Raw genomic sequence first — 13,018 nt, forward strand, 5'->3', positions numbered from 1 at the left:
TAAAAATGAGTCGATGAAACAAGAGAGAGCATTAGAATTTGGAACATTAAACAAGCTATAAACCCATTGTAGATAAGGTTTATAGCTTGTTTTTCTAAACTGTTTGCATATGATGAATCTTATTTGCGACTGCTTTTGTTAACTCTTGTGCTGTTTTAGGTACGAAGTTTTTTAAAATAGGATTAATGAGTGGGCCCATCATGCCTTTCGCAGTAATATCAAGATTACCGGTCATTTTTGTTGTGGAGTCTAAATTTGCTTCCGCTTCAAAGTATCCATTACCCTTAAAGTTTTCGTTTAATCCAGTTAAGTTAAAGGATATACGATTGGGCTCTTTCCATTCTGTAATATCAATTTGTAGCTTAACGGTTTTCTGTATGATTCCAATATCACCCTTAAACACCCATGTAGACTGCTTATCATTTATAATTTCATGTGCAATATACCCTGGGACTAATGGAGCCCATTTGTCCATATCACTTACGAAATCCCAAATTTCATTTATTGGTGCCTCTAATTCTGTCACGTAAGTTCCTGTTGACAATATTATATCCTCCCTCAAAATACAATCAAATTAACGGTTCTTCTTGTTTGTTTTCTCAACATGAAGCCCTGCTAAATAGCTATATGTTCTAATTCATTCAATTATTCCAATGTTATATGGATATCTTTTTCTTTTTTTGTTTTTTTGCTCTAGTCCTATTAAAACAAAGCAAGATATATTTTATTCATCTTGAGCATAAAGATGATAAACAAATAAATCAATTAATGAAACAGTACGAAACACGTTAGCTGTACATGCATAAACTAAGATAGATTTAGCAAACATTAAAGCAGCATAAAGAACAATAGATCGTATAAAACCAAATTATTTCAAACAAAAGCGAAAGTAGGGCCTGTTTTAAAACGTTGAGATTGCATCCAATTTCGGAAGAATTCAATCCCAATTGAGCTTCCTTTAGTTGAGAGATAGAGACAAAGAGCACTCTCATATTAACTCCTCTTTTTTGGCAATCGAATTGGATAGGAGATTTACGCATTCTTATCTTTTAAGAAAGGAGATTTTACAATGGAAAGTATTTTAGTATTAGCGACATTGATTGCCCCAATAGTCACTGGATTAGTACAGGCTATTAAAGTCGCATTTCCTATTAGGAAAAGCTTGTTGCCATTTGTAGCTGTTGTGGTAGGTATCATATTAGGGTTTGTGGCTTACCCATTTAGTGATGTGGAAACTGCCTCTAGATTATGGGCTGGGGGTATGGCAGGACTTGCATCAGTTGGCTTGTTTGAATTAGGAAATCAAAGGAATGGAGAAAGGAAAGAGTAGCTATGTAGCTGCTCTTTTTTTAGGTGAGAGGTTATAAAGTTTTTGCCTAAATGTGTCTTATATCTAGATTTGAGCGTAACTGCCCTTTTCTTAATAGGTAATTACAATGTACAAGTTTCATTTAACAACATACATAAAAGTAGGAGGTGTTTTTTGTGATGAAAGTTTTTATCGATCCTGGACATGGTGGTGCTGATTCAGGTGCATCTGGAAATGGAATACGAGAAAAAAATATTGTATTAGATATTGGTAAGAAATTACAATCGAAATTAGAAAAATATCCAGATATTCAAGTGCGTTTAAGTCGTACAACGGATCAGTATGTGACATTAACTCAGCGTGCTAATAATGCGAATGCTTGGAATGCAGATCTATTTATATCCATTCACATAAATGCTGGGGGAGGAACAGGGTTTGAGTCCTATATTTTTAATGGTAATGTATCTTCTAGAACAAAAGATGCCCAAACTATGATACATGAAGAAATTATTGAACAAATAGGTGTTGTAGATAGAGGAAAGAAGACAGCTAATTTTGCTGTGCTACGTCAGACAAATATGCCTGCAATCTTAACAGAGATGCTATTTATTGATACAAAGGCAGATGCCGATAAACTAAGGGATAGTCAGTTTATAAATAAGGCGGTTACTGGTTATGAATTAGGTATTTTAAGATTTTTTGGTTTAGAAAGATCGTCTGCAGAAGGGGGCAGACCAAAACCTACAAAATCTGATCTGTTTATTCGTCAAGTACAGCAGTTTGTGGTTGATTATGGTTATAACATCACTATTGATGGAATTGCTGGACCTCAGACAAAACAAGGATTAATTAAAGTGCTTCAGGCTGAGCTTAATAAACAGTTTGAAAAAGGTTTAATTATAGATGGTATTCTAGGACCTAAGACATCTGCTGCACTTGTTACAGTAAGAAAAGGAGCAAGAGGGAATATTACCAAAGTGCTACAAGCATTGCTCTATATAAACGGTTTTAATCCTGGTCCGTTTGATGGGATTTTTGGTGAACAGACTTATAAAGCAGTTCAAGATTATCAAAGGTCTAACAAGCTATCTGTGGATGGTATTCCAGGAAGAGTTACATGGACAGCATTGCTTAAATAGGGTTACTTTATTTTAATAAAATGATTGCTAACATGCCATAGGAGTATTCACTCCCATGGCATGAAAAATTATTTGATATTTTATGATAAAAGCATTAGATTAGACATGGTGAATTAAATTTTACTTTTTACAATAAGGTGGACTTTTTATTTGAAAATCAAACTTACATAAACACTGTTTTTCAAGAATTACGCAATCTATTTTACCATTGCGAAAATGGACAAACATAATAATTTTTTACTAAATAAGCTTATTTAAGATTAAAAGAAGGGGAAGAAAAATGAAAAAATTATTTGTGCTACTCCTATTAGGACTACTTTCATTAGTTTTAGTTGCATGTAGTCAAAAGGATATGGAATCAAACACTATTGCTACTAGTGAATTAACAGAGAGAGAAAAAGCTATACTTTCGACTACTTCAGATAAATCATTTGTATTTGATTTTAATATAGACAGCGAATATGAGGAAATAACTGTATGGGTTGAAAAATTTGAATCAGGTATTTTGGTTGATGATGGATTAGGACATATAACAACACAGGCTGGGGAAAATGGATCTATTATTTTTACAACTTCAAAAAATGATAATGAAAAGCAGAATATCTTTAATATTGGAATTAGTACTGATGAGAGCACGTCTTCCATAATTATTTCGGATACAGCTTTAGAGGAAATGGCAAGTGTGTGGAACCATATTCCAGAAGAGAAGTCTTTAGCTAATGGAGAGGTAGTATTGGCAAATATTTGTTATTCGGATGACGAAAATGGTATGCAATCACTTACAACAGATTTTTATGATGATGTTGATGGTCATATGGGTGAGCTAGCAGAATATGATGTTGTCTATTTACTTAAAGCTGAATTTCTCAAGTAAACATTAGGGAAATAGTTTAATTGAGTATTACACCACGATTTCAAATTTGCATTTATCAAAAAGGATTATTACAAAAGATATGGAGAGCTATCGTAATTTTATCATCGACTCTTTAATGAAAAATCCAGCATTTAGTAAGATGGATACATTGTAATGAGTACAGAAAAAAGAACGCTTAGTCTCCCTATTGAAGAGGGGTAGGGGGAAGGAAGATGAATAAAGTAACTATGGAAAACAGTGTGAACCAGGCAAAGGTACTTCCAGCATTTCGTGTGGCTCTGCCAGCTACTATACCTATTTTTGCAGGTTTCACATTTCTAGGGATTGCTTATGGAATATTAATGAATTCATTAGGATTTAGTGCTATCTATCCTATTTTAATGAGTTTACTGATCTTTGCGGGATCAATGGAATTTGTAGCTGCAAATCTTTTGCTAATGGCTTTTAATCCATTAAACGCATTACTACTCACCTTAATGGTCAACGCTAGGCATTTATTTTACGGTATTTCCATGCTTGAAAAATACCGTGGAGTCGGGAAGAAGAAACCATATATGATTTTTGGACTCTGTGATGAATCATTTGCGATTAATAGTACAGCAACTATTCCACCACAGATTGATAAAGGATGGTATATGTTCTTTGTCACAGTATTAAATCATTTTTATTGGGTGTTTGGTGCGGCACTTGGGGGAATTTTTGGTTCTTATCTTACATTTAATACAGAAGGCTTAGAATTTGTAATGACAGCACTTTTTATTGTTATTTTTATCGAGCAATGGATGAAGGAAAAGGGGCATCATAGCTCGTTGATAGGGCTTGGATTATCGGTTTTATGCTTGATTTTATTTGGAGGGACAAACTTTATTATTCCTGCGATGATTGCAATATTAGGGGTACTGACATTAATGCGTTCAACTCTCCAAAAGGATGAGGTGAAGGCAGTATGATGAGTACCGCGCAGCACATTATCACAATTGCAATGATAGTACTTGGGACAATGTTAACTAGATTTATTCCTTTTATCGCTTTTCCTTCTGATAAGCCTACTCCCAAGTATATTCAATATTTAGGAAAGGTATTGCCTGCGGCTGTTATTGGATTACTTGTTGTTTATTGCTTTAAAGATGTTCGTTTAACTTCTGGAAGTCATGGGATTCCAGAATTGATCGGTGCAGTTATTGTAGTAGTTTTGCATTTTTGGAAGAAAAATATGTTTATTTCTATTGCGGCAGGAACTATTGCTTATATGTTTTTGGTACAAATGGTATTTTAAAGAAAGGTGGTGTTAAATCATGAAGCTTGAGACAAATTTATCAAAAAGTTTAATCGAGAAATTTGATTTATTAAAAAAGCGCTGTTTATTGGTTATAGAACAACTGAATGAAAATGAACTTGTTTGGCAACCTAATAATGAGAGTAACTCCATTGCTAATTTATCCTTACATATTCGTGAAACGGTACGATACCGGGTAGAATCTTTATATTCAGAAATAGTAGTAGAGCGTGAGCGGAATAATGAATTTGAAACAGGATTAATACTATCGAAAACAGAAATCGTTACTCATGTAACTGAATCATTTGTTATCTTAAAGAAATTAGTCCAAGATCTATCAGAGGAAGAACTGTTAGAAAAACCTTATCTAAATAATAATACGCTTTCGCATAGCGCCATGAATAAAGATGCAACGGTTTTAGATGTGTGCTTGCAAATGTTAGCACATCTTTCTGAACATGTGGGACAAATCTTTTATATTGTAAAATTAATCAAAAGTGATCAATATATAACAACTACTTTTCCCAAAAAGCGATAAAAAAACAAACATCCAGTTATCTTCAAATTGGGAAGATGCTGGATGTTTGCTTATTATTTATTTCGTTAATACTTTATTAATTACGCTAAATAAACCTTTGATAGATGAGACCATGATATCTGTGTCGATTCCGCTTCCCCAGTATACCTGGCCATCCTTTGCACGGATACCGACATAGGATATTGCTTGGGAGCTTGAACCAATTGTTAAGGCATGCTCGTTATAAGTTAAATCTGTGTATTCAAGCTGTAAATGTTCTTTTAATGCATTACTTATCGCATCAAAACGTCCGTTACCTTTACCGCGACATGTAATCTCTTCTCCATCGACTTTAATAGTTACCGCAGCATTATATTCACCGTTTTCGGTATATTTAAAGCTGACATATTCTACCGGAGTACTGATATTAACATATTCCTGCATAAATAAATCGTAAATTTCTTCTGGTGAAAGCTCTTTATGGCTTTGGTCAGATACATCTTTCACATGATAGCCAAATCCTTCACGCATTTCCTGCGGTAAGTCAATGCCATATGTTTGTTGCAGGATATAAGCAACTCCACCTTTACCAGATTGACTGTTGATGCGGATGATATCTCCTTCATATTGACGTCCAATATCATGTGGATCAATTGGTAAATAAGGTACAGTCCAAAAATCACGTACTTCATTTTCACGCCATTTCATACCTTTTGCAATCGCATCCTGATGTGAACCAGAGAATGCGGTAAATACTAGCTCACCTGCATACGGTTGTCTTTCATGGACAGTCATTCTTGTTAAACGCTCATATTTTTTGATGATTGCTGGTAGCTTTTCAAAATTTAATTTTGGATCGACGCCGTGGGAATACATATTTAAGGCTAGTGTGACTATATCCACATTCCCAGTTCTTTCTCCGTTTCCAAAAAGAGTACCTTCTACACGGTCTGCTCCGGCAAGCAAAGCAAGTTCTGTATCTGCAACTCCAGTTCCACGATCATTATGTGGATGAACAGAAAGAATTACATTATCTCTTGCCTTTAAATGGTCGCTCATATATTCAATTTGACTTGCGTATACATGTGGCATAGACATGGAAACAGTAGCTGGTAGATTAATGATAATTTTATCGTCAGCAGTTGGATTCCAAATATCAATAACACGATTACATATTTCTAATGAAAATTCGATTTCTGTACCCGTAAAGCTTTCAGGAGAATACTGGAATTGGAAGTTCCCAGGTGTTTCTGCTGCATATTTTTTCAGTAATTCTGCACCTTTCACAGCAATCGCAATAATTTCTTCTTTAGATTTTCTAAATACTTGATCACGTTGAGCAACAGATGTTGAATTGTAAACGTGAACAACTGCTTTTTTTGCACCTACTAATGACTCAAATGTGCGTTTGATAATATGTTCACGAGCTTGTGTTAATACTTGAATAGTCACATCATCAGGAATTAAATCTTCTTCAATTAATTTACGTAAGAAAGCATATTCTGTTTCTGAAGCAGCAGGGAAGCCGACTTCAATTTCTTTGAATCCAAGATCTACAAGCATTTGGAAGTATTCTAATTTTTCTTCTAACGACATTGGAATAATTAATGCTTGGTTACCGTCACGTAAGTCAACACTACACCAAATCGGCGCCTTGGTAATATATTCTTTTTCTGTCCATTTCAAGCTTTGGACGGGAGGCATAAAATAGCCTCTTGAGTACTTTTCTACATTTTTCATTTTTAACTCTCGCTTTCTATATAAATTATTAGTCAAATAAAAAAGTCTCGTCTCTATATAAATAATAAATAGAGACGAGACTATACTCGCGGTACCACTCTAATTGATTAATGATTAATTCATTAATCCGCTTAAAGTTCTTATTAACGGTAGAAAACCGACTACCCTTACTTCTTGTTTTTCAGGGTGGTAGCTTATGGACGAGTTCAAAGGGAATAATTACCGATTTACACCAACCATCGGCTCTCTAGACAATTATTAAACCTTCTACTACTTCCAATCTTAGCATATAAATATTTCATCTCAGCGTTTAATCACTGAGACAATTTGGAGAAAAGAATCTCCTTTTCTATGATTCATCCTTATTATGTGGATGAGCTTTGCTAATCAAGTTAAATTACATACTATAGTATGCATTAATAGCTGTAAAGTCAATAGTTATTTAAGTTTTAAATTAAACTTATGACAAATTGTGATAAAAATTAAGCTGATTTCCAAAGTTTTATATTGCCTTTACTCTCTATGTAGCAAGGTATATGAAATTTTCTCTATGCTATTAGGATCATGGATGGGGGAGAACATATCCAACTTTTCATTTAAATGATACAATGTCCATGAAAGTGAAAAGAATGGAAGTGATGCATCATGACAAGAACTCAAGCCAATTTAATTTTAGTTACGATTACAATTAGCTGGGGTACCTCATACATATTTATGAAAATGGCTGCAGATACGATGTCTGCTTTTTCAATTGTAGCTTTACGATTTGGAATTGCATTTATCCTAATGTTTTTACTTTTTTATAAAAAAATGCTTAAAGTGGATCGACGAACTTTACAATATAGTTTTGTATTAGGAGCACTTCTCGCAGCAACTTTTATTGTTTTCATCGCTGGAGTTAGAACAACATCAGCCTCAGTTGCTGGCTTTTTAACAAGTACAACAGTTATGTTTGTCCCATTATTCCAAATGATTATAACAAGGAAATTGCCAGTTAGAAAAATCAGGATCGCTGTTCTACTTGCTTTTATTGGATTGTTACTCTTTAGTATCAAAGGTGATTTTTCATTATCAACAGGAGCACTTCTTTGTTTAGCAGGAGCAGCAATTTATGGAGTTTACATTATCGTAACAAATAAGTTTGCTAAAGAAGTAGACGCTTTTGTCCTCGGTATTTATCAACTTGGATTTACTGGTGTGATTGCGTTAATGTTTGTCTTTATTGCTCAAACTCCATTAACACCGCCATCTAAAATGGAATGGATTGCAGTGCTGGGTTTAGCTATAATTTGTACAGCCTATGGTACAACCATGCAGCCTGTAGCGCAGAAGTATACAACAGCGGAAAATACAGGCTTTATTTTTGCACTTGAACCACTATTTGCAGCAGGATTTGCCTTTATTCTTTTAAATGAAACACTGACTGGGCAAGAATATATTGGTGCTGCTTTTATTTTGATTAGTGTATTAATAGCAAATTATACTCCACGGGAGAAGAAGGTAGTATCAACTTCATAATATGTTAAAATAATAACTAAATAAAGTTAATAGAGGATGTTCAAAAAGTCCAACAAAAATGACACGGCGAATTTCTACGTTAACGTCCTTTTTATCGACTTTTTTGCACATGTACTAATAGAGGAGGGGCTAAATTGAATGAACCCAGTAAATTTATTAAATTTTTAGGTGGAAAAAATTTAATATTTTCCTTGGTAGTATTAGTTTTATTAGGATTAGTAATCATTGTTTTTGATAAAATATCTTTTCTTTTTGAACCAGTGTTTATTATCATGGCAACGATTACACCACCTGTAATATTAGCTTTTATTGCTTTTTATCTATTAAATCCAGTTGTAAATTTACTTGAAAAAATTAAGATTAATCGACTTTGGGGGATTATTCTCCTGATTATTGCGTTTTCTGGTATCATTACAGGTGTTTTCATGCTCACTATACCAGTAATTCAGCATCAAATTATGGAGTTAATTACAAATTTCCCAGGCTACATAGAAACGATTAATGAGACAATTAATACACTTGTAAGTAATTCAATTATTGAAAATTATTATAATCAAGCACGCTTATGGGTAGAGGATAATATTGGTAATATTCCATCTACAATTGGAACATATTTAGGTAGTGCAATTGATAGTATCGCAGGGTTTGCTCAAGCATTGACAACCGTTATTGTATCACTTATTACTTTTCCATTTGTCTTATTCTTTTTATTAAAGGATGGGAAAAAATTTAGAGAATTCTTTTTAAAATTATTTCCAAAAGGTTTTAGAAAAGACGTTGATCAAATCATTAGTAATATGGACACACAAGTAGGTTCATATATTCAAGGACAGATTTTTGTAGCCTTTTGTATTGGTCTTTTATTATTAATTGGGTATTTAATTATTGGCTTAGATTATGCGATTACATTAGCTATTATTGCTGCGGTAACTAGTGTAGTACCTTATTTGGGACCAATCATAGCAATTACACCAGCAATCATTATCGCAATTGTTACTTCACCATGGATGCTAGTGAAATTAGCTATCGTCTGGGCGGCAGTTCAGTTAGCAGAAGGAAATCTAATCTCACCAAACGTGATGGGAAAAACAATGAAGGTTCACCCATTAACGATTATGTTCGTCCTGTTAGTTGCAGGAAAGATTTTTGGATTAGTTGGGGTAATTCTTGGAATTCCAGGTTATGCGATTTTGAAGGTGCTCGTTACCTATGCATTTGGCAAATTTAAACTTCATTACAATAAATACTATAAAGATGGATATGAAGCAGTAGAGCCAAAAGAATAATGATTTATGGATAATAATCTGAAAGGAGGTGAGTATGTATGTTTTTAGAGGTACTAAGTGATTTATTTGCAAACTCACCAGTATTTTATATGTATTTTGGAATGTTTATTTTTACAGTTGGATGGAGTCAAATGCTTATCTTCCAGCATCATCGTTTACATGTGCATATGAATGTGACCATTAATGAACTTCAGAAAGTTGAAGTTGATAATAGGATGTTTACACAACCGCTTATTCAGCATGTTTTATTTATCAACTGGTTTATTAAGAAGTTCAAACGAGCAGATAAATCTAGTACAGATCAAGAAGACACGTCTCTCTCTTATTTTAAAAATAGATTTAAAATAAGAGGAGGACAAAAATGGAGAAAAACAACATACTTACATCCTTTGCAGGAAAAAGCATTATATTAGGAGCTATTCTTTTATTATTTTTGACAGGCTGTGGTGGTGGCGATTTTACACCAATTGATGCATCAACAACAGGCTTTTTTAATCAATATTTCGTCTATCCATTTTCATTGCTGATAAAGGGTGTTGCAAGCTTTGTAAATGATAGTTATGGATTATCAATTGTACTAATTACATTAGGATTAAGGCTTGTGATTATGCCTTTTATGGTAAAACAACAGAAGCAAGGTCAGCATTCTCAAGCAGTAATGAAAATAATCAAGCCTGAGATGGAACAGATACAAGAGAAGTATAAAGATAAAAAAGAAGTTGAACATCAGCTAGAAATGCAGAAAGAATTAAGTGAACTATACAAAAAGCATGATTTTAATCCTGGAAAAATGATGTTAGGTTGCCTGCCATTAATTATCCAAATGCCATTTCTGATTGGATTTTATTATGCGATTCGCCGCACACCAGAAATTGCAGAGCATACATTTCTTTGGTTTAATCTAGGGGAAACTGATTATATACTGATTGCAATTGCGGTATTGGTCTACTTTCTACAAGCGCGTGTTAGTATGCTTGGTTTAGATGAAAAAAGTAGAAAAACAATGGCAATGATGGCGTATTTCTCACCAATTATGATCGGAATAATTTCCTTTGTTGTACCTTCAGCTCTAACAATGTACTGGGCTGTAGGAGGAATATTTATGATTATCCAAACTTTGTTTATCAAGAAGATTATTTTAAAACAAATATAGGCTTACTAGGAAGAGACTGGGACAAAAGGAAAAACTAAGCTTGAAATCCAAACAATATTCAAGTGAAGCGTAGGAAAAAGTCTGAAATAAAGACCTCAAAGGTATCATTTAATTATAGACATGCCAAAGAAACCATCAAAAGATGATTTTTAAAAAATGGATTTGAATCAATTCTAGGTAGCGGTAGGTCGCTCTAGAATGCGAAATCCTTGAGATTTTGCGAATGAAATTGCTTGTTCAACCGTGATTTCACGGCTTACTGGAAGAACATCTACTGTTTGGTATAATTCCGGATTATAAGGTTCTTTCTTCTTTAAAATATGATATATTGCAGTTAATAACATTCGTGCGATGGCGATAATCGCACGTTTGTGACCGCGTCGCTTTTTTATGTTTAAGTAGCGGTTTCGAATTTCGGGATGTTTATCGCTCTTCACTACACTAAGACAACATTGTACGAGGAGAGGTTTTAAATATACTCCTGCTCTCGAAATTCTAACAGACTTTTTCTTGCCGGCACTTTCATGATTGGTTGGTGTTAACCCTGCCCATGAACATAAATGCTTGGCTGTCGGGAACACGTCCATCTTCACACCTATTTCTGAGATAATAGTAATGGCAGAAAAGATGTTTTTAATGGACGGAACAGTCAGAAGTAAATTTATTTCTTCGGTGTAGGGTTCGGCAAGAAAAAGAATCATTTTCTCAAGCTCTTGCTTCCGTTCTTGAATATCCTCATAATGTTGTTTTATCACTGCCATTTTTCCAGCCTGTTCAGGAGTGATAAAACCATCCACCGCAAGCTTTAGTTCTTCGACTTTATGTTTCATTGCCCCAAAAACTAATGGTTCGATATCAAAATCAGTATGAGTTGGATGGTCTAAAAGTTTTTGAATAATATTCATAGAACCTTTTCCAAACGTGTCACTGACAGTGTTGGCAAGTTGAATGTTAGAGACAGTTAAACTATTTTGAAAACGATTTTTTTCACTGGAACTAAAATTAGTGAGTTTATAGCGATAACGCATTAAATCTCGAAGCTGTCTGATTCGAAATGGTGGCATAAAACTTCCAGCTACCAAGTCATGTTTGAATAAATCAGCTATCCATTTCGCATCTTTCTTATCTGTTTTTTTTCCCTCGAATCGCTTTCACATATTTAGGATGTGCTAAGGTGATATCACAGGAATCCTCCAATATATTAAACACAGGAATCCAGTATTTTCCTGTTGATTCCATGCAGACATCTTTACAACGATGTTCATCAAGCCATTTGGACAGCTCTCTCAATCCCTTTGTATAGGTTGAAAAGCGACGGCTTTGATAGGAAGTAACTCCATTGGTTGTGGAAGCAATCACCGCCACCACAAAATTTTTGTGGACATCAATACCACAACAAATAGGGTAGACAATTTTTAAAGCCATAAAAAGACTCCTCTCTAGAATATATAGAGACAAGCCACAGGGACTGACTACCCAGCTGTAAACGTATTTGTTTTCTCCAAAGATAAGTCTTCGTGCTCGATAGGCACACTTATTTGTGCTTAAAAAGGTAATCTACACATATATATACGCGGTCATCTCCTATTCGAGACAATCCACTCCCTACGACGTGATTTGTAGTATGTGACACATCTCTATATTTTTAGATTAATGATTCTGAGTCAGAAAGCAAATTTTATTTCCTGTCGTTTTGTGCCTCAAGCAAAGCGAGAGGCATGATTATATATACGTAGACTCCTATGGGAGGAAGGCCTAGGTGAGACCCCACAGTGCGTAGCACGAGGCAGACGAGTACGCCACATCCTGTGGCAACGTCTGCATTAGGACGTCCTGTCCGTCGAGGCTTTCCAGCCGCCCATGGAAAGCGAAGTATATTTCCGAAGCGGTTATTTGCACAATTTATGTTTGGAATTAGCTAAGTAATAAATTCTTTTGTCCCAGTCTCTCTTAATAATTTGCGGAGAATTTCTTGTGTAGTCCTTTTGTCCTGTTTTTAATTTTAGTGATATGGATATATCTAAGTCCTTTTTTCTCAGATATACAAAGAGTTATATTTTCTTGTAATCCTATGATCTAGCTGAAACAGGTAAGATGAATAATGTAAAGAAATAGAAGGAAATACGTAGTTTTATTTTAGGGTATTCATAGAAATACCCTAGTAATTTTTATCACATCATTTGCAAAATCTAATTACCTATGTAAG

Annotated in this window: 13 protein-coding genes, 2 pseudogenes and 1 other annotated feature; of the genes and pseudogenes, 12 read left to right on the forward strand and 3 right to left on the reverse strand. The window is 34.3% G+C overall.

Features of this window, described 5'->3' with window-relative positions; translation table 11 throughout:
• Positions 1-94: 94 nt before the first annotated feature.
• Positions 95-544, reverse strand: a complete 450-nt coding sequence (locus AB4Y30_RS06045) for a CoxG family protein (RefSeq protein ID WP_368654592.1) — start codon at positions 542-544, stop codon at positions 95-97.
• Between the two features lie 525 nt (positions 545-1,069).
• Between AB4Y30_RS06045 and AB4Y30_RS06050 the strand changes: the two genes are divergently transcribed.
• The 7 genes and pseudogenes from AB4Y30_RS06050 (at position 1,070) to AB4Y30_RS06080 (ending at position 5,136) form a co-directional block, all read left to right on the forward strand.
• Positions 1,070-1,330 carry a holin gene (locus AB4Y30_RS06050; RefSeq protein WP_368654593.1) on the forward strand — a complete coding sequence of 87 codons (261 nt, stop codon included), beginning with the start codon at positions 1,070-1,072 and terminating at the stop codon, positions 1,328-1,330.
• A 158-nt stretch (positions 1,331-1,488) separates the two neighbouring features.
• Positions 1,489-2,448 carry an N-acetylmuramoyl-L-alanine amidase gene (locus AB4Y30_RS06055; protein ID WP_368655177.1) on the forward strand — a complete coding sequence of 320 codons (960 nt, stop codon included), beginning with the start codon at positions 1,489-1,491 and terminating at the stop codon, positions 2,446-2,448.
• Positions 2,449-2,728: 280 nt separating this feature from the next.
• On the forward strand, positions 2,729-3,322 hold the full coding sequence (locus AB4Y30_RS06060) for a hypothetical protein (protein WP_368654594.1): 594 nt from the start codon (positions 2,729-2,731) through the stop codon (positions 3,320-3,322).
• A gap of 61 nt (positions 3,323-3,383) precedes the next feature.
• Positions 3,384-3,523: pseudogene (locus AB4Y30_RS06065) on the forward strand (ArsR family transcriptional regulator); the annotation flags it as partial.
• A gap of 11 nt (positions 3,524-3,534) precedes the next feature.
• Positions 3,535-4,272, forward strand: a complete 738-nt coding sequence (gene azlC, locus AB4Y30_RS06070; RefSeq protein WP_368654595.1) for an azaleucine resistance protein AzlC — start codon at positions 3,535-3,537, stop codon at positions 4,270-4,272.
• The gene (locus tag AB4Y30_RS06075) at positions 4,272-4,598 is read left to right on the forward strand and encodes a branched-chain amino acid transporter permease (RefSeq protein WP_368655178.1); all 327 of its coding nucleotides are present in this window, start codon (positions 4,272-4,274) and stop codon (positions 4,596-4,598) included. The genes azlC and AB4Y30_RS06075 overlap by 1 nt, the downstream gene beginning before the upstream one ends.
• A gap of 19 nt (positions 4,599-4,617) precedes the next feature.
• Positions 4,618-5,136, forward strand: a complete 519-nt coding sequence (locus tag AB4Y30_RS06080; RefSeq protein ID WP_368654596.1) for a DUF1572 family protein — start codon at positions 4,618-4,620, stop codon at positions 5,134-5,136.
• Positions 5,137-5,193: 57 nt separating this feature from the next.
• Here AB4Y30_RS06080 and AB4Y30_RS06085 read toward each other — a convergent pair whose 3' ends face one another.
• Positions 5,194-6,855, reverse strand: a complete 1,662-nt coding sequence (locus AB4Y30_RS06085; RefSeq protein WP_368654597.1) for a 2-isopropylmalate synthase — start codon at positions 6,853-6,855, stop codon at positions 5,194-5,196.
• A gap of 67 nt (positions 6,856-6,922) precedes the next feature.
• Positions 6,923-7,148 (reverse strand) — a binding site (T-box leader).
• A gap of 352 nt (positions 7,149-7,500) precedes the next feature.
• Between AB4Y30_RS06085 and AB4Y30_RS06090 the strand changes: the two genes are divergently transcribed.
• From AB4Y30_RS06090 to yidC, 4 genes are all read left to right on the forward strand, one after another.
• A complete protein-coding gene (locus AB4Y30_RS06090; protein WP_368654598.1) occupies positions 7,501-8,373 on the forward strand; it encodes a DMT family transporter in 873 nt (290 codons plus the stop codon).
• Between the two features lie 134 nt (positions 8,374-8,507).
• Positions 8,508-9,659, forward strand: a complete 1,152-nt coding sequence (locus AB4Y30_RS06095; RefSeq protein ID WP_368654599.1) for an AI-2E family transporter — start codon at positions 8,508-8,510, stop codon at positions 9,657-9,659.
• 38 nt (positions 9,660-9,697) lie between these two features.
• On the forward strand, positions 9,698-10,072 hold the full coding sequence (locus AB4Y30_RS06100) for a hypothetical protein (RefSeq protein ID WP_368654600.1): 375 nt from the start codon (positions 9,698-9,700) through the stop codon (positions 10,070-10,072).
• Positions 10,021-10,812, forward strand: coding sequence for a membrane protein insertase YidC (gene yidC / locus AB4Y30_RS06105; RefSeq protein WP_368654601.1), 792 nt, complete (start codon positions 10,021-10,023; stop codon positions 10,810-10,812). Before AB4Y30_RS06100 ends, yidC begins: the two co-directional genes overlap by 52 nt.
• A gap of 173 nt (positions 10,813-10,985) precedes the next feature.
• Here yidC and AB4Y30_RS06110 read toward each other — a convergent pair.
• A pseudogene (locus AB4Y30_RS06110) lies at positions 10,986-12,237 on the reverse strand (IS110 family transposase).
• A gap of 347 nt (positions 12,238-12,584) precedes the next feature.
• Here AB4Y30_RS06110 and AB4Y30_RS06115 point away from each other — a divergent pair.
• Entirely contained in the window at positions 12,585-12,734 is a 150-nt protein-coding gene (locus AB4Y30_RS06115; RefSeq protein ID WP_368654602.1) for a hypothetical protein, read from the forward strand.
• The last annotated feature ends 284 nt before the right edge of the window (positions 12,735-13,018 follow it).

This window comes from Ornithinibacillus sp. 4-3 (genome assembly GCF_040958695.1).
GTDB lineage: Bacteria > Bacillota > Bacilli > Bacillales > Amphibacillaceae > CALAMD01.